This window comes from Nonlabens ulvanivorans (assembly GCF_000732625.1).
In the GTDB taxonomy this organism is placed as follows: domain Bacteria; phylum Bacteroidota; class Bacteroidia; order Flavobacteriales; family Flavobacteriaceae; genus Nonlabens; species Nonlabens ulvanivorans.
The window spans coordinates 1,629,753-1,647,527 of the sequence record NZ_JPJI01000032.1; the positions used below are offsets into that span (position 1 = coordinate 1,629,753).

A 17,775-nucleotide genomic window follows, 5' to 3' on the forward strand; every position below is an offset into this window, starting at 1 on the left:
TCAAAAGTTATAAATAAGTGATAGACCAACATTTGCACCTGATGGTACATGTTCAATGTTGATAATAGTAGGAGTAAGACTTAAATTACGATCAACATTAAAATCATCTAAGTGGCCATCTACGTTAGCGTCTATTATTTGTAATATATAAATACCAGCCGTTATCAATAGGGTTAATTCTTTATTACGTTGTGCTGTGCGTTGTGCACGTTCTAATCCTGCATCAGAGATAATAGGATTTCCATCTGCATCAGAGAATGCATCATTGGTCCCACCGGCTAGTCTTATTCTGAAAGCGTCTCTTAATTCTTGATATTGATTTTCATTATAAAGATATACAGCAACACTAGTACCTAGAGCTCCATAGACAAGTGGCACCTTCCAGTAACGACCATTATATGCTTGCCCTAATCCTGGTAAAATGGCACTATAAAATGCCGCTCTTGCAGGTTTGTTAGCATCTATTGCCGTGTTTACTGAGTCGGCTGCTATAACCTTAAATTCACCAGGTGGTAGAGATGTATCATCTTGCGCACCAGCCGTTAAAGCTCCTAAAATAATGAATATGTAAAATAAATAATTACGCATTCAATTGTTTGATAATACGTTCTAATTCTTTTTGAGATTTAAAGGAAATAGTTAATTTCCCTTTCCCTTTTGCATCTACTGTAGCATTTACCTTAGCACCTATGGCTTCTGATAATTCTTTAGTAGCATCAACTATTTCAGATGGCAGTTTATTTGTTTTAGCTTGCTTTCGCGGAAGCGTATCACCACCTTTTTCTGCTTTAACAATTGCCTCTGTGTCTCTTACAGAAAGACCGTTTGCTAATATTTGTTGATAGATATCTAGTTGTTTATCTAAACTATCAACCGCGATTAAGGCACGTCCATGACCCATGGAAATAAACCCGTCACGCATTCCTGTTTGAATAATAGGGTCCAGTTTTAATAACCTTAAATAGTTAGTAATAGCACTACGACTTTTACCTACACGATCACTCATTTGCTCTTGTGTAAGATCTATTTCTTCTATTAAACGCTGGTAGGATAGAGCAATTTCTATTGGATCTAAATCCTGACGTTGTATATTCTCAACCAGTGCCATTTCTAATGATTCCTGATCATTTGCAATACGAACATATGCGGGAATCGTATCTAGTCCTAATAGTTTAGAAGCACGACAGCGACGCTCACCACTTACTAATTCATACTTATTAAAGCCCATTTTACGCACAGTGATGGGCTGTATAACACCTAGTTCTTTTATAGAAGAGGCTAATTCACGCAAGTTTTCTTCATTAAAACTAGTACGTGGTTGAAAAGGGTTCATCTCAATATCTGCTAGATTGAGATCTACTACATTACCTACGATTTTGTCTGCGTTCTTATCGTTTGCATTAGTGATATCGTTAGATGGATCTTTCAATAATGCAGAAAGACCACGACCTAATGCTTGTTTTTTAGTTGCTTTGGCCATAATTAATTAGAGGCATTTTTTTGAATCAATTCATTAGCTAGACTCAGGTAATTTTCAGAACCTTTACTAGCAGCATCATAATTGATAATACTTTCACCATATGATGGTGCTTCACTTAAACGCACATTGCGTTGTATAATTGTCTTAAACGTTAAGGCTTTAAAGTGCTTATTAACTTCTTCTACAACTTGATTAGAAAGTCTTAAACGACTATCATACATCGTAAGTAATAAACCTTCAATATCTAATTGATCATTATGAATTTTTTGAATACTCTTTACCGTATTCAATAACTTACCTAAACCTTCAAGTGCAAAGTACTCACATTGTATAGGTATTAATACAGAATCACTAGCAGTAAGTGCATTAAGAGTTAAAAGGCCCAATGATGGAGCACAGTCGATAATAATATAATCATAAACTTCTTTCAGAGGCACTACAGCCTCGCGCATCATATACTCACGTTGATCCTTATCAACTAGCTCTATCTCAATGGCTACTAAATCTATATGAGCAGGGATAATATCTAAGTTAGGAGAATCGGTCTTAATAACTAATTCTAGAGCAGGAACAGTATGTTCTAGCAATTGATAAGTACCATTCTCTACAGTTTCAACATCAATACCTAAACCCGACGTAGCGTTTGCTTGCGGATCTGCATCAATAAGAAGTACTTTTTTCTCTAGTACACCTAGTGATGCCGCTAGATTTACCGCTGTAGTTGTTTTACCTACACCACCTTTTTGGTTAGCAATTGCTATTATTTTACCCATTTAAAACGAATCAATTTAAGCTGCTAAGGTAAAAATTTACAACTTAAAAAAAGTGCTTTACCATATACTTTATTAACGATATCCATGAGTTGTATTTCATCATATTGAACATGAGAATGGTAGTTCTTAAAAAATGACTTATATGAATCTTTATTCTTAGAATTACTCAACTTATTTAAGCTCTTAATTTTAAGCCTTTAAGTAGGTGAAATCATTTTGAAAAATAAAAGCCTTCTTCATTTTCTTACCTTTGACTGGTGAAAAATAAACTCTTAATCATAGGTCATACTTGGCCAGAACCTCAAAGCACAGCTGCGGGAACGCGCATGTTGCAATTAATAAAATTGTTTAAAGATGCTGGTTTTGCAATAACCTTTGCCAGTGCAGCATCACGTAGTGATTATAGCTTTCAACTTGCCAGTATTGAAGTTGAAGAAAAGGCTATTTTATTGAACAATCATAGCTTTAATGATTGGGTTAAAGAAGAACAATTCAATGCGGTCATGTATGATCGTTTTATGATTGAAGAGCAGTTTGGATGGCGCTTCCGCGAAAGCTGCCCTAACAGTATCAATATCCTTGATACAGAAGATTTACATTTTTTAAGAAAGGCTAGGGAAGTAGCTCTTAAAAATAACGAAGAGGTAAGTTTAAAACACTTGCATAGCGAGCAGGCTATGCGTGAGATAGCTAGTCTGTATCGTTGTGATGTAAGTTTGATTATTTCTGAATATGAAATGGAATTACTTCAAAATCAATTCCGTATACCTAGAGAATTATTACATTATTTACCATTCTTAGTTGGTTCGGGAACACTAAAAAACTTAAAATCAACCAATTTTAAAAGCTTTCAAGAGCGCAGTCATTTTTCTACCATTGGTAATTTTATTCATAAGCCTAATTATGATGCTGTTCTTTACTTAAAGACCAAAATATGGCCCTTAATTAGAAAGGAACTTCCCAAAGCAGAAATGCATGTTTACGGTGCTTATGAGAGTCCAAAAGTTTCTCAACTACATAATGAGAAACAAGGATTTTACATTAAAGGTAGAGCGATAGAAGCAAACGAGGTAATAGAGAACAGTAGAGTAGTACTGGCTCCTATCAGGTTCGGTGCAGGATTGAAAGGAAAACTGTTTACAGCCATGGAAACCGGAACTCCATTTGTGGGAACACCTATAGCGATGGAAGGTATCTATTCAACAACAACGTCAAGCTTAAATCAAACTCCAGCAGATTTTGCTCAACAAGCCATAGAGTTATATTCTCACGAAAACTTATGGAAGGAACAACAAGAGCTAGGTTTTCAAACACTTCGCAAAAGGTTTGAAATAAAATTATTTAAAGATAAATTTATCTCTAGAATTAATGATGTGATGATAAATCTAGAACATCATCGTTTGCAAAATTTTATGGGACAATTGCTGCAACAACAAGCATTTAATAGCACTAAATATTTCAGTCAGTGGATCGAGGAGAAGAATAAGAGATAAGTTAGTATTAATTATTTTGGTAATCCATCTACATCATCAAACAATCCACATAGTCAGTCAACATGTGGAACAGCAATCCAATACCTAAAATACGAATTGGTTTTTTAAAGAATAGCATTAATGCATAAACTATCATTGCATAATAGGTATGTAATGGATGAAAATGAATACTACAGCGGTTAGCTTGAAAAATAGGAGAGGCGAGTAGATGATCTAAATCTACTAGCATAGTCAACAGAAATAATATATACGCAGTTTTCCAATCTTTATTAAAGAATAATAGGGCTATCCCTAATGGTGCTACAAAATGTAAAAAGTAATGTATAAATGTTTGCATTACTTAAAATAGTCTGCAATACCAGATAATATACTTTGTACAGCATAAGCAGCTAGAATTAATCCCATAACTTTACTAATTACGGTAATACCATAACTACCTATTGCTTTTTGAATATTATTTGCAAGTAATAAAGTGACGCACGTTATACCTATTACTAAAAGTACCAATAGAGTAGTAAACGCTTGTTGCTCTATAGAATAGATATGATTATCAGTAAGAAGTACAACTGCTAGAATTGCACCTGGTGAGGCAATGGACGGAATCGCAACCGGAAAAATGGTAACATGTTTATAGTCAGAGATATGACTTTTTTCATCTTCAGGTTTTCCACCACCAAATATCATCGTAAGAGCAAATAAAAATAAAATAACACCACCAGATATTTGAAAAGCATCTAGCGTTATTTCCATTCCTTCTAGAATGATTTGACCTATTACTATAAAAAATAACAATATCAAAAATGCTACAACAGACGCTCTTATGGCCACTTTGCGCTTATGAAGTTTGTCAAATTCTTTAGTAGCTTCTAGATATACAGGTACAGTACCTATAGGATCTATTACTGCAAATAAGAAAAATATAGCGGTTAAAATTTCGGCCATGTTATTTAATTCTTTTGGATTGAGTTGTAAAGGATAAACCTTGTTGACCTAGAATAGAAGTCATTACTGCTTCAAATATAGGTTCAGGAGAGTCGTGAGGCTTTTGCCATTCAAATATGAAATTAGAACCAGTACCACCAGATATGTCTTTTTCATCAATAATAATCTCAGTAGTTTCTAGTGGAGCTAAATAAATAGGGTAGTCAAAGTATGTTCTAACAGACTTACCGTGTGTATCATAATACTCTGCTTTTAATAAATAAATGGTATCTAAATCACTTGTATTTCTCAAGCTTACCATTCCGGTTAGATTTTGTGTACGGCTTTCTGATATACTATAAATCTGAGAGTAAATAGAAAGATATGATTTCCCATACTCTAAAGAATCTTTTTGTTCTATGGATACACTTCTTTTCTTCCAGTTTTCTGGATTAATAGAACTCATTTCCACTTTCTCTTCACAGCTAAAAAGTAGAATCACTAATACAATGGAAAAATATCTCTTCATCATTTCATTTACTGATTGATACTAATATAACAATTTGTTTATCAGTGTTTTTTATAATCACGTTATGGTTAAACAAAGAACCCATTTTTTATTGAGAATTCTTTTAAATAAAAGCTAAGAAAATATGTTTTATAAAAAAAAGCCACTGTTGAAAAGTGGCTTTTTAATGTTATGATTATGAGAACTTTATTTATGTCCTACCATATCTTCTGGTTTAACCCAAGCATCAAATTCTTCAGAAGTTACATAGCCTAATGCAAGCGCAGCTTCTTTTAATGTAGAACCTTCTTCATGTGCTTTGTTGGCAATTTCCGCAGCTTTATAATATCCTATTTTCGTATTTAAAGCCGTTACAAGCATTAATGAATTGTCCAATAATGATTTAATCTTATCATGATTAGGTTCTATTCCTGCGGCACAATTCTCTTCAAAACTTCTACAAGAATCTCCTATTAACTGTGCGCTTTCTAGAACTGCTGCCGCCATTACTGGTTTAAAAACATTAAGTTCAAAATGACCTTGCATACCACCTACAGTTACAGTAGTATCGTTACCCATAACACGTGCACAAACCATTGTAATAGCTTCGGCTTGTGTAGGGTTTACTTTTCCTGGCATGATAGAACTACCAGGCTCATTTGCTGGAATAATTAATTCTCCTATTCCAGAACGTGGACCACTAGCCAGCATTCTTATGTCGTGTGCAATTTTATTAAGAGATACTGCTATTTGCTTTAATGCACCGTGTGTTTCTACTAGGGCATCATGTGCAGCAAGAGCTTCAAATTTATTACCAGCAGTGATAAAAGGTAAACCGGTAAACTGTGCGATGTACTCAGCAACCTTTACATCATATCCTGCAGGAGTATTTAAACCGGTACCTACAGCTGTTCCACCTAACGCAAGTTCACTTAAATGAGCTAGTGTGTTTTTAAGAGCAATCATTCCATGATCTAGTTGCGATACATAACCAGAAAACTCTTGTCCTATAGTTAAAGGTGTAGCATCCATTAAATGAGTACGACCTATTTTAACGATGTCTTTAAAAGCAACCGCTTTAGCATGCAGCGTATTGCGCAATTGTTCTACTCCAGGAATGGTGTTTTCTACAATCTTTTTATAACATGCAATGTGCATTCCAGTAGGGAAGGTGTCATTTGAGGACTGAGACTTGTTTACATCATCATTAGGTTGTATGGTTTTCTCGCCTTCACCTATTGTTTTGCCAGCGATTTGGTGCGCACGGTTTGCAATGACCTCATTCACATTCATATTAGATTGTGTACCAGATCCCGTTTGCCATATTACAAGAGGAAATTGGTCATCATGCTTTCCAGCAAGAATTTCATCACAAACCTGTGCGATAAGATCCCTTTTTTCTTCCGCAAGAACACCTAGTTCGCTGTTGGTGTAGGCTGCTGCTTTTTTAAGATAAGCAAATCCATAAACGATTTCTAGCGGCATGCTACCAGCGGCACCTATTTTAAAGTTGTCTCTAGAACGCTGTGTTTGCGCGCCCCATAATTTATCTGCAGGAACCTCAACAGGTCCCATTGTATCTTTTTCTATACGATATACCATGATTTCATATTTTTCACAAATATAATAGGTGTAATTCTTATAATGAATCAATTTTAGAAGGCTTTAGGCTTGTTTTTTTTAACGCTTTCGCGAAAGCGTAATGCCATCAACACCTTACTAACAATAACCTGTTAATAAATCATAGAAATCGTTTCATTTTTTTACGGAAAGCTTTTATCTTTGCAGCAAATACAATTACGATGTTTGAATTTGATCAATACTTAGGATTTTTAGCATTTTTAGGAATATTAACCATTGGATTCTGGTTAATGATTTTCTTAACAGCATTTGTAATTCCATATTGGATTACAGGTTCGTTAATGGAGAAAATGAAAATGAAAAGAGAAGCTAAGAAAAACGCGCAGGAAACAGGTAACGCTTAATTACCTGATTATCATATAGTAAAAACCGTCTAGAGTATATCTGGACGGTTTTTTTGTGGATTAAATAGAATAAAAAAAGGTGCTATTGTTATAGCACCTTTTTAATTTAGTTGTAATACTATTTATTATTTGTCTTCAGGTAAAAGTACCGCTAGTAGGTAATTTTCATCTATATACTTTTTAGCAGCGGCTTGAACATCTGCCTTTGTTAAATTAGCAACTGATGCTTCAAAGTCAAGTATTTTATTTGGATCTTTTTGCTCATAGTCAGCGCTGTATAAAGAGTTTAACCAGAATCTATTACTTTCAAGATTCTCTTTATACTCTAATAAATAGGCTTCTTTCACTTTATTCATATCCTTATCTGTAGGGCCATCATTCTTAATCATCTCTAGTTCATTAAGAGCCGCAGCAACTAGTTTATCTACGTTATCTGGTCCACAAGGAAAAGAAATGCTGAAGTTATAACGTGGATATGTAATCTTACTTAAAGAACCTCTAGCGCCACCACCGTAGATACCACCTTCTTGCTCACGTAGCGTCTCGATGATTTTAATTGTAGCAATTTCTCCTAGAGCATCTAGAGCCATGTTTTCTTTAGCGCTATAAGAATTTGCTTCACCAGTCCACACAATTTGCACAGTACTTTTTTCTTCAAGTCCTTTCTTTACAATCTTCTTACGTGGTTTAGAAGTATCTTCTCTCCATTCGTTCATCTTATACATTTCTTTTTTACCAGAACTTGGAAGACTAGCAATATAGGTTTTTGCAAATTCTTGAATTTGTGCATCATCTATATTACCAACTAGGTAGAAATTAAAATCTCCAGCATCTGAAAAACGTTCTTTAAAAAGTTCATATGCCTTATCATAATCTGCAGCATCCATCATCTCTGGAGTAGGGAAGCCTGTATATCTAGGACTAGACTCGAATCTATATTTATTTACCTCATTACTGAAGTAGCTTTCTGGTCTTGATAAATAACTACCCAAAAAGGATTTTTGTTTATCAATGTATGATTGATAAGCTTCATCATCTTTATTAATATCTGTAAAATAAAGGTGAATCAACTGAAACATTGTTTCAAGATCGTCTGGTGTTGAGCTACCATTAAAATTCTCGCTTATCGATCCTACTCGTGGGCTTACTCTGACTAATTTCCCAGACATATATTTACCCATATCTGTTTGATTCATTCCAGCAACTCCACCTTGAGTAACGCCGCCCATTGCTTGACTCACCGCTTTATATTCTGCATCAGAGAACAAACTAGTCCCGCCATAAGAATAAGCAGTCATTAGAATCTCGTCGTTCTTAAAGTCTGTTTTTTTAGTTGTTATAGTTGCTCCATTACTTAATGTATAAGTTGTTGTACCTAGCTTATCATTTTTTGTGGTTTTGGCAATAGCACCTGCAGTAGGTAATTTTTCAATTAAATTTTCACGTACCTCAGTATCTTGATAATTATCGATCTTACTATTTGCTACATCATTCAGGATTTTTAAGATATCAGCTTCTGTAGGCTTGTTTTCTGTTTCTGGTCCCGTAAAAACAATACTACGATTGTCATCATGTATATAGTCTGCCATTTTTGCATTAATCTCTTCTATAGTAATAGTAGGCATTAATTTCATAGCCATTTCATAACTATACTCAACGCTTGGTACCATATCACCGACTAAGAAATGATTTACATAAGCTCCTACAATACGACCACTTTCTCTTTTGTCTCTATCCTTATAGAATGTTTTATAAAATGACTTATAACTAGTTTTAGCTCTCTCAAATTCACTAGCCTGAAAACCATATAACTTTACTCTTTGATTTTCTTCTAATAAAGTCTTCAAAGCGGTTAATTGACCATCTGGTGATGTTCCTGCAAAAGAAGAATAGGAATTCTTACCTCGTATACCAGTGCCACCATAACTAGAAGATCCAAATATAAATGGCGGATTAGGCTTTGTGGTCAGTTCTTGTAAACGATTATTCATCATTTGAGAGAATAATCCATTTACTAAATCATCTCTTAAATCTGAAACCGTTGTGGTAGGTTCAGCCTTCTTTGAATCCTTATATTGAATTCTTACCTGAGCAAAACTTGCCTCAGGATCTTGTGCTATTGCGATAAGAGTTTCTTCATGATTAGGTAAACCAAATTCTTCTCGTTTTCTTGGGTTTTCAGCTGCTGGAATATCCCCAAAATGTTCTTTAATTTTAGCTTCAAGTGTTGCAACGTCTAAATCACCAACAGCAATAACAGCCATTAAGTCTGGTCTGTACCAGTCTTTTTGGAACCGTCTGATTGCGTCAGGATCAAAATTTGCTATGATTTCATCTTTTCCTATAGGAAGACGCTCTGCATATTTAGAATTCGCAAAGATGACCGGAAAAGTAACTTTATTCATTCTATCATTGGCACCTTTACCAGTTCTAGATTCTTCTAAAATTACTCCACGTTCGTCATTAATAGCCTCAGTTTCTAACAACGCTCCACCTGCCCAATCAGAAAGAATTGTAAAGCCATTGTCTAATTTTTCTGGATCATCACTAGGTATAGGAAGAATGTATACAGTCTCATCAAAACTGGTGTATGCATTTAAATCTGCACCAAATTTGACACCTATTCCTTGAAGGTAATCTACTAGCTCATTTTTCTGGAAGTTAGTCGTTCCATTAAAATTCATATGCTCCATCATGTGAGCTAGTCCTTGCTGGTCATCATCTTCAAGAATAGAACCTGCGTTTATCGCAAGTCGTAGTTCTACTTTATCTTCTGGTTTACCATTATTTTGGATATAGTATGTAAGACCATTTGAAAGTACTCCTGTTTTTACGGTAGGGTCTAACGGAATTTTTGCATTTAAGTCAATACCAACTGCAGTCAATGCAGCTTGAGCTGCACTAGTCGTGGTACTGGTAGCAGTAATTGTTGTGGTTGTAGTAGTGGTTTTATTTGCTGTAGTTGATTTAGGACTACCGCATGCCACAACTAATAAAGCTGCTATTCCTAACAGACTTAGATAGTGTTTTTTCATAATGATTGATTTAGTTACTCAATAGTTTGGTTAATAATCTGAATAGTTAAGTTTCAGGTCATGAATTTAAACAACGAATATTTTGTAGGAATAGTATTTAATGAATAATTCACATAAAAAAGCGCTCTTATGTTAAAATAAGAGCGCTTTTTTATTATTAGTAAGGTTTAATGGTTTAACCACCGACGCGTTTGACCTTAAAACCTTTTTCTTTTAAGAAATCCATAATACGATCTCGATAATCACCTTGAATGATGATTTCGTCATTTTTAAAACTACCACCTACACCTAGCATGGTTTTAATCTCTTTAGCAAGAATTTTAAAATCCGAAGTAGCACCCGTATAACCAGCTATAACCGTGTTTACTTTTCCTTTACGTTTTTCAAACTTACATTGCAAAGGATCCTCTTGTAACCACACATTACTTTTTTCAGGTTGTACTTCTTCCTTAAATTGATGTTCAGGGAATAAATTTTTTAATTGATCGCTTAAGTCCAAAATTTTATTTTTTATCTGATAATTTAAACAGTTTACTTCTTTATTAATCCTATTTCAACTAATCGTTGATGTAAGAAATCTCCAGCAGTAATATCATCATGTTGTTTTGGATTATTCTCATCAACACATTCTTCTAGACAATCCAATTTCATATCACTACGAGGATGTAAAAAGAACGGAATAGAGTAGCGGCTAGTGTGCCATAATTCACGTGGCGGATTTACGACTCTATGAATTGTTGATTTCAATTTATTGTTAGTATGACGTTGCAACATATCACCTACATTAATAACTAGTTCATCTTCTTGCGCGATAGCGTCTAGCCATTCGCCTTGACGATTCTGAACTTGTAAACCTGGGGCGCTTGCACCCATTAGTAACGTAATTAAGTTAATATCACCATGAGCACCAGCGCGCACAGCGTTATCCGGTTCACTAGTGATAGGTGGATAATGTATAGGTCTCAAAATAGAATTACCATTACTAGCCCAATGATCAAAGTAGTGCTCATCAATACCAATATGTAAAGCAAGAGCTCTTAAAACGTAAATCCCTGTTTTTTCTAACATTCGATACGCTTCCATACCTGTTTTATTAAAATCAGGTAATTCCTTAACGATTACATTTTCAGGATAGTCTTCTTCAATATTAGCATCCGGCGCAACCTCTTGGCCAAAATGCCAAAACTCCTTTAAATCACCTTCTTTTTTGCCTTTTGCATGTTCTTTACCAAAAGATACATAACCACGTTGTCCACCTATTTCTGGACGTTCATATCCTTTTTTGGTCTCTACGGGAAGTTTAAAAAATTTCTCAACTTCATTATATAGATTCTCAACTAATTGATCAGATAAAAAGTGATTCTTGAGAGCTACAAAACCTATATCTTCATAAGCTTTACCTATTTCATTTATAAATTTTTGTTTTCTACTAGGGTCATCGCTCAGGAAGTCTGCTAGATCAACGCTTGGAATATTATTCATGATAAAAAATTGTGTTGATAACAAAGTTAGTAAATGCCTCACACATTTTAATAGCTTTTCTAGGTATAATCGTTGATTATACTACATTTGGGATACAGCAAAACATCATGACAGAAACTAGTCCTCTTAAACTTACAGAATTATATAAGAATAATCTTGATACAGATACATTAATAAATTTGTACAAGAGAATGTTGTTACCTCGATTAATTGAGGAAAAGATGCTTATTCTATTGCGTCAGGGAAGAATTTCAAAATGGTTTTCGGGAATAGGACAGGAAGCTATCGCGATAGGTGTAACCATGGCTATGCAAAAGAGCGAGTACATTTTACCCATGCATCGCAATCTAGGAGTTTTTACAACTCGTGATATTCCATTATGGAAGTTGTTTGCACAATGGCAAGGTAAAGAAGATGGTTTTACTAAAGGAAGAGATCGCAGTTTTCACTTTGGTACCCAAGATTATAATATCGTCGGTATGATTTCTCATCTGGGACCACAATTAGGTGTCGCAGATGGGATTGCACTTGCTCAAAAATTAAAAAATACTGGGCTTGCAACGGCTGTATTTACGGGTGAAGGTGGTACCAGTGAGGGCGATTTTCACGAAGCTCTTAACGTTGCTAGCGTATGGAGTTTGCCTGTTTTATTTTGTATTGAAAACAATGGTTATGGATTAAGCACGCCCACAAGTGAACAATACAATTGCGAGAATCTTGCAGACCGTGCAATAGGTTATGGTATGGAATCACATATTATTGATGGTAATAATATTGTTGAAGTTTATACAAAAATATCATCAATCTTAAATGATATTAGAGAAAATCCAAAACCAGTGCTTGTGGAGTTCAAAACCTTTAGACGTCGAGGACACGAAGAGGCAAGTGGAACCAAGTATGTTCCTGATGAACTGATGCAATACTGGGAACAGCGCGATCCATTAACTCGTTTTGAGCAGTATCTTATAGATGAAAACACTATTACAAGCGATCAGATTGAAGATTGGAGAAATGCGATTAAAAATGATATTAATGCAGGTTTAGAAACCGCTTTCGCGAAAGCGTTACCTCAATCCACACCACAACAAGAACTAGCAGACGTCTTTGCGCCACATGAATATGTTCCAGTTGAGCCTAGTGGTGAAAACACCAACATAAGATTAGTAGACGCCATTAAAGATGGACTTGAAGAATCTATGAATCGTTATGATAATTTAGTAATCATGGGACAAGATATCGCAGAATATGGTGGTGTTTTTAAAATTACTGACGGTTTTGTAGAAAAATTTGGTCGGGAACGAGTTCGTAATACACCAATTTGTGAGAGTGCTATTGTAGAAGCTGCGATGGGATTAAGTATCGCTGGTATGAAAGCCGTTGTTGAAATGCAGTTTGCCGATTTTGTAAGTAGTGGCTTTAATCCAATAGTTAATTATCTAGCAAAATCATATTATAGATGGAATCAAAAAGCCGATATTGTAGTAAGAATGCCCTGCGGTGCTGGTGTAGGAGCAGGACCATTTCACTCACAAACTAATGAAGCTTGGTTTTATACCATTCCTGGTCTTAAGATAGTTTATCCTGCTTTTCCTGCCGATGCAAAAGGACTACTAACAGCTTCGATAGAAAATCCTAATCCAGTTTTATTCTTTGAGCATAAGGCTTTATATCGTAGTGTTTATGGAGATGTTCCTCATGGGTATTATAATCTGCCTTTAGGGAAAGCAGCTACAATTAATCATGGAAATGACCTATCGATAATTACTTATGGTGCTGGTGTTCACTGGGCAAAGCAATTAATCGATGAAATGCATTTTGATATCGATCTTATAGATTTAAGAACATTAGCACCTCTCGATACAGAGTCTATTAAAGGATCTGTACGTAAAACAGGTAAGGTAATTATCTTAACCGAAGATAATCTTACCGGTAGTGTAGCAGCTGATATTGCTGGTTTTATAGGTGAAGAATGTTTTGAGTATTTAGACGCTCCCATAAGAAGAGTAGGAAGCCTAGATACGCCTATACCTTTTGAAAAAGGATTGGAAAATAACTACTTACCAACAAGTAGACTTAAAATTTGTGTAAAAGAATTGTTAGATTATTAAGCTTTTATTTGTAGGAATTAATAAATTTGGTTTCCCCTGAATAACTACATAAAAGTAAAAATGAAATTATTAGGTATTCTTAATGAATTACACAACTTTCGTTATGCGTTGTGGATTCTTACTGTTTTATTCACCTTCTTGGTAACTTTTGGTCCTAGTGATGGATCATTAGGTATTACAGGCAAAATCTTACTATGTCTCTTTGCATCGCTTCTAGGATTGTATTTACTATTAAAATACAACTATAAGCGCAACAAGAGAAAAGAAGCAGAAAAATCTAATTCCAATTAATTAGATTTAATTCTTAAATGATATGAAAGTTCTTACCTTTAACAGGTGAAGAAGAACTATGATGTCATTATTGCTGGTGGTGGTCTTGCCGGACTAACGGCCGCTATACACCTATCTCAACATTTTAAAGTACTGGTTATTGATCCTGATACGTATCCACGTCACAAGATGTGTGGAGAGTATTTAAGTATGGAGGTTGATTCATATTTAAAATCGTTAGGTATTCATATTAAAGATCTTTCTCAAGTTACTATTAATAATTTTAGATTTACACGTGGATCGCAATCTATTAAAACGGCCACGTTACCTTTAGGAGGCATAGGTGTATCTAGATATTCTTTAGATTTAGAATTATATAATAAAGCCAAAGAAAAGACAGATTTTCTTCTCGATCGTGTTTCAGATATAACTTTAAATCATAATCATTATGAGGTAATTACTACTGATCAAAAATTAACGGCTAGACAAGTCATCATCGCTACAGGTAAAAGATCATTACTTGACAAAAAGTTAGCAAGACCTTTTATTCAGAAAAAATCTCCATGGCTCGCCGTTAAAATGCATTATAAGTTTAAAATGTCTAATGATATCGTGGAATTACATGCTTTTAAAGGTGGATATGCAGGGTTATCTAAGATAGAAAACGGTAATGTGAATTTATGCTATTTAGTAAATTATGAATCTTTTAAAGAGTATAAAGATATTAATGCCTTTAATAAAGAGGTGTTAACACAAAATAAAGCTTTGAAAGAATTCTTTAAAGTGGCTGTTCCAATATGGGAAAAGCCGATCACTATCTCTCAGATTTCATTTGAACAAAAACAACCTGTAGAAGGTAAATTATTAATGATAGGTGATACCGCAGGATTAATTCATCCATTATGCGGTAATGGTATGGCAATGGCTATTCACAGTGCGCAGATTGCGTCTAAGTATGTGACTCAGTATTTACAAGATGAAATAACCAGAGATCAAATGTTAATTAAGTACTCTAAAAGCTGGAGAAAAACATTTTCATCTAGATTGCTTTATGGAAGGTGGCTGCAAAAGGTTTTATTACATAAAAAATTAACAACTTTATCTTATTGGTTCTTAGAGCGTTTACCGTTTCTACTTCCTATAATCATTAAAAAAACACACGGTAAAGAGATACAACCATGATTTACGTAGACCATAAAAGAAACTCTGATCCAGAGTGGATGGATGATCCTAATCTTGATGAGCAAACTTTACAAAATGCTGTTGATGATATTAATAGAGTTAATAAATGGCTAGGTGGCTTTAAATTTACCTTAAAAGCTGTTCAAAAAGAACTTAAAAAAATAAATAAGAGTACCATAACGATTGTTGACGCTGGTTGCGGTGATGGTGAGATGTTACGTTATCTTTCCACTAATATTAACGATTCTAGAGTTCAGTTCTTGGGATTAGATTTTAGTGCAAATTCAATCAAGAAAGGATATTTAAAGAGTGAAGGTTTTAAGGATATTCGCTTTCGCGAAAGCGATATTTTACAAATCGATTCGACAGAAATTGAATGTGATATACTTATAAGTACTTTAACAATGCATCATTTTGATGATGTAGAAATCATTGATTTTTTAAAGAAATTTAAGGAAATAACGACTTACTCTATAATTATTAATGATTTACATAGAAGCAGAACGGCTTTTATACTATTTCAACTAGTATGTCTTATTTTTATAAGAAATGAAATTTCAAAACACGATGGCTTAATTTCTATCGCAAGTGGTTTCAAGCGTGCAGATCTTAAACGATATGCAAAATTGGTACCTTTTAAAAATGACTTAATACAATGGAAGTGGTCATTCCGATTTATATGGTTAATACCTATCTATGAGCGTAAAAATTAAAGCGGTTGCAACGCAACTACCTAAGTATTATAAAGAAACTAAAGAGATTTTACCTTTTGTTGAAACCTGGCTTGCAGATCAAGATGATAGATTGAGACGTAAAACGATCAAGATATTTGAAGGTGCTGGAGTTGATAAAAGGTACTCTATAATGGATCCTATTGAGGTTTTTACAAAAACATCTTTTGAGGATCGTAACGCCATCTATAAAAGAGAAGTTGTACCACTAGCCGAGAAGGCTGTTCAAAAAGCATTAGATAAAGCCTGCTGGCAAGCAACTGATTTAGATTATATCATATCGGTAAGTTGTACGGGTATAATGATTCCTTCTATCGATGCATATTTAATTAATAGCATGGGAATGAGGCCTGATATTTATCGACTACCCGTTACTGAAATGGGCTGTGTTGCTGGCGTATCTGGTTTAATTTATGCACAACAATTTTTAACAGCAAATCCTGGCAAAAAAGCTGCTGTTCTAGCGATAGAAGCACCAACAGCTACATTTCAATTAGAGGATTATTCTATGGCAAATATGGTAAGTGCAGCCATATTTGGTGATGGATGCGCATGTGTACTTTTATCATCACATGATGATGATGGACCTGTAATGAAAGCACACGAGATGTATCACTTCCCTGATGCAACGCATATGATGGGTTTTGACTTAGTAAATAGTGGATTACAAATGGTGCTCGATAAAGCTGTACCAGAAACGATAGCCAGTCATTTTCCTGCGATAATTCATCCGTTTCTTGAAAAACAAGGATTGTCTATTGAAGATATTGATCATTTAATATTTCATCCTGGAGGAAAAAAGATTGTACAAACCGTAGAGGAGCTATTTGCAGGACTAGGTAAAGATATTAATGATACTAAAGAGGTTTTGAGACTTTATGGTAATATGAGTAGTGCGACCGTTCTATTTGTATTAGAACGATTTATGACTCAAAATCTACAAACTGGTGAGCGAGGATTGATGCTTAGTTTTGGTCCAGGTTTCACAGCACAACGCATTTTATTAGAATGGTAAAAGAATTTGAAGGTCAGTATGGAATAATTCTAGGCGGTAGTAGCGGTCTAGGGTATGCAAGCGCTCTAAAACTAGCACAGCATGGAATGAATCTTATCATTCTTTATAGAGCCTCTCGATTACAAATTGCAAAAATTGAAGCAGATTTTCAAAAGATAAAAAGTTTTGGGAATCAATTATTAACTCTTAATATGGATGCCGCTCGCGAAGATAAAATTATCGAAGCACTATCTCAAATCAAACCATTTTTAAACGAGAACAAACTAAGTGTTTTACTTCATAGTATTTCTAAAGGTAATTTAAAGCCTATGACTGGTGATAATAGGTTGTCTAGTGGTGATTTTCAACAAACGGTGCAATCCATGGGAATAAGTCTCTACAGTTGGGTTTCTAATTTACATTCACAATCTATGTTTGCAACTCCTGCAAGAGTAATTAGTTTCACTAGTGAAGGCAGTTTAAAGCCTATGGAGGGCTATGCTGCGGTAAGTGCCGCAAAGGCAACTCTTGAGGCGATTAATAGAAGTATGGCTATAGAATTTGCTACATCACAAATCACCTGTAATTGTATACAGGCTGGTGTTACAGATACAGATAGTCTTAAACGCATACCTATGTATGAAGCTCTTAAAAAGATGAGTCTAAAGCGTAATCCTAATCACAGGCTTACACAGCCAGAAGATGTCGCAAACGTCGTTTATTTATTAGCTCTTAAAGAATCCCAATGGATTACAGGAAATGTAATTAAAGTTGATGGTGGAGAGTCTTTACAGTAGTTTGATTTTTAACATA

The 17,775-nt window shown here is 34.7% G+C and carries 18 protein-coding genes; 8 read left to right on the top strand and 10 right to left on the bottom strand.

Annotation, left to right across the window (positions count from 1 at the left end; translation table 11 throughout):
- The 3 genes from IL45_RS14375 to IL45_RS14385 are packed head-to-tail and all read right to left on the bottom strand — an operon-like array spanning nucleotide 1 to nucleotide 2,253.
- Complete coding sequence (locus tag IL45_RS14375; RefSeq protein WP_036585131.1) at nucleotides 1-588, bottom strand: DUF5683 domain-containing protein; 588 nt, start codon at nucleotides 586-588, stop codon at nucleotides 1-3.
- A complete protein-coding gene (locus tag IL45_RS14380) occupies nucleotides 581-1,480 on the bottom strand; it encodes a ParB/RepB/Spo0J family partition protein (protein WP_036585132.1) in 900 nt (299 codons plus the stop codon). The genes IL45_RS14375 and IL45_RS14380 overlap by 8 nt, the downstream gene beginning before the upstream one ends.
- Before the next feature lie 2 nt (nucleotides 1,481-1,482).
- Complete coding sequence (locus IL45_RS14385; RefSeq protein WP_036585133.1) at nucleotides 1,483-2,253, bottom strand: ParA family protein; 771 nt, start codon at nucleotides 2,251-2,253, stop codon at nucleotides 1,483-1,485.
- Between the two features lie 257 nt (nucleotides 2,254-2,510).
- Here IL45_RS14385 and IL45_RS14390 point away from each other — a divergent pair, with 257 nt between their 5' ends.
- The gene (locus tag IL45_RS14390; RefSeq protein ID WP_036585135.1) at nucleotides 2,511-3,746 is read left to right on the top strand and encodes a glycosyltransferase; all 1,236 of its coding nucleotides are present in this window, start codon (nucleotides 2,511-2,513) and stop codon (nucleotides 3,744-3,746) included.
- 28 nt (nucleotides 3,747-3,774) lie between these two features.
- Here IL45_RS14390 and IL45_RS14395 read toward each other — a convergent pair whose 3' ends face one another.
- From IL45_RS14395 to fumC, 4 genes are all read right to left on the bottom strand, one after another.
- Nucleotides 3,775-4,083, bottom strand: coding sequence for a DUF6122 family protein (locus IL45_RS14395; protein ID WP_036585137.1), 309 nt, complete (start codon nucleotides 4,081-4,083; stop codon nucleotides 3,775-3,777).
- Nucleotides 4,083-4,688 carry a MarC family protein gene (locus tag IL45_RS14400; protein WP_036585139.1) on the bottom strand — a complete coding sequence of 202 codons (606 nt, stop codon included), beginning with the start codon at nucleotides 4,686-4,688 and terminating at the stop codon, nucleotides 4,083-4,085. The genes IL45_RS14395 and IL45_RS14400 overlap by 1 nt, the downstream gene beginning before the upstream one ends.
- Before the next feature lies 1 nt (nucleotide 4,689).
- Nucleotides 4,690-5,196, bottom strand: a complete 507-nt coding sequence (locus tag IL45_RS14405) for a DUF3124 domain-containing protein (protein WP_036585474.1) — start codon at nucleotides 5,194-5,196, stop codon at nucleotides 4,690-4,692.
- Nucleotides 5,197-5,382: 186 nt separating this feature from the next.
- Nucleotides 5,383-6,777: a class II fumarate hydratase gene (gene fumC / locus IL45_RS14410; RefSeq protein WP_036585141.1), complete on the bottom strand. Its 1,395-nt coding sequence runs from the start codon at nucleotides 6,775-6,777 to the stop codon at nucleotides 5,383-5,385.
- A gap of 200 nt (nucleotides 6,778-6,977) precedes the next feature.
- On the opposite strand from fumC, the gene IL45_RS14415 reads away from it, so the two are divergent.
- Complete coding sequence (locus tag IL45_RS14415) at nucleotides 6,978-7,160, top strand: hypothetical protein (RefSeq protein WP_036585142.1); 183 nt, start codon at nucleotides 6,978-6,980, stop codon at nucleotides 7,158-7,160.
- A 125-nt stretch (nucleotides 7,161-7,285) separates the two neighbouring features.
- On the opposite strand, the gene IL45_RS14420 is transcribed toward IL45_RS14415, so the two are convergent.
- From IL45_RS14420 to IL45_RS14430, 3 genes are all read right to left on the bottom strand, one after another.
- Complete coding sequence (locus IL45_RS14420; protein WP_081866626.1) at nucleotides 7,286-10,195, bottom strand: M16 family metallopeptidase; 2,910 nt, start codon at nucleotides 10,193-10,195, stop codon at nucleotides 7,286-7,288.
- 175 nt (nucleotides 10,196-10,370) lie between these two features.
- A complete protein-coding gene (locus IL45_RS14425) occupies nucleotides 10,371-10,694 on the bottom strand; it encodes a translation initiation factor (protein WP_036585143.1) in 324 nt (107 codons plus the stop codon).
- 32 nt (nucleotides 10,695-10,726) lie between these two features.
- The gene (locus tag IL45_RS14430) at nucleotides 10,727-11,677 is read right to left on the bottom strand and encodes an isopenicillin N synthase family dioxygenase (RefSeq protein WP_036585144.1); all 951 of its coding nucleotides are present in this window, start codon (nucleotides 11,675-11,677) and stop codon (nucleotides 10,727-10,729) included.
- Nucleotides 11,678-11,784: 107 nt separating this feature from the next.
- Here IL45_RS14430 and IL45_RS14435 point away from each other — a divergent pair, with 107 nt between their 5' ends.
- Genes IL45_RS14435 through IL45_RS14460 form a run of 6 tightly spaced genes read left to right on the top strand, consistent with a single transcriptional unit; the run spans nucleotide 11,785 to nucleotide 17,759 of the window.
- Nucleotides 11,785-13,785, top strand: a complete 2,001-nt coding sequence (locus IL45_RS14435) for an alpha-ketoacid dehydrogenase subunit alpha/beta (protein WP_036585145.1) — start codon at nucleotides 11,785-11,787, stop codon at nucleotides 13,783-13,785.
- Between the two features lie 60 nt (nucleotides 13,786-13,845).
- On the top strand, nucleotides 13,846-14,076 hold the full coding sequence (locus IL45_RS14440; protein ID WP_036585146.1) for a hypothetical protein: 231 nt from the start codon (nucleotides 13,846-13,848) through the stop codon (nucleotides 14,074-14,076).
- A gap of 45 nt (nucleotides 14,077-14,121) precedes the next feature.
- Nucleotides 14,122-15,237 (top strand): NAD(P)/FAD-dependent oxidoreductase, encoded by a 1,116-nt coding sequence (locus tag IL45_RS14445; RefSeq protein WP_036585147.1) that lies wholly within the window; start codon nucleotides 14,122-14,124, stop codon nucleotides 15,235-15,237.
- Nucleotides 15,234-15,950, top strand: coding sequence for a methyltransferase domain-containing protein (locus IL45_RS14450; protein WP_036585148.1), 717 nt, complete (start codon nucleotides 15,234-15,236; stop codon nucleotides 15,948-15,950). Before IL45_RS14445 ends, IL45_RS14450 begins: the two co-directional genes overlap by 4 nt.
- Nucleotides 15,934-16,983, top strand: coding sequence for a type III polyketide synthase (locus tag IL45_RS14455; RefSeq protein ID WP_036585149.1), 1,050 nt, complete (start codon nucleotides 15,934-15,936; stop codon nucleotides 16,981-16,983). Before IL45_RS14450 ends, IL45_RS14455 begins: the two co-directional genes overlap by 17 nt.
- Nucleotides 16,977-17,759, top strand: coding sequence for an SDR family oxidoreductase (locus IL45_RS14460; RefSeq protein WP_036585151.1), 783 nt, complete (start codon nucleotides 16,977-16,979; stop codon nucleotides 17,757-17,759). The genes IL45_RS14455 and IL45_RS14460 overlap by 7 nt, the downstream gene beginning before the upstream one ends.
- The last annotated feature ends 16 nt before the right edge of the window (nucleotides 17,760-17,775 follow it).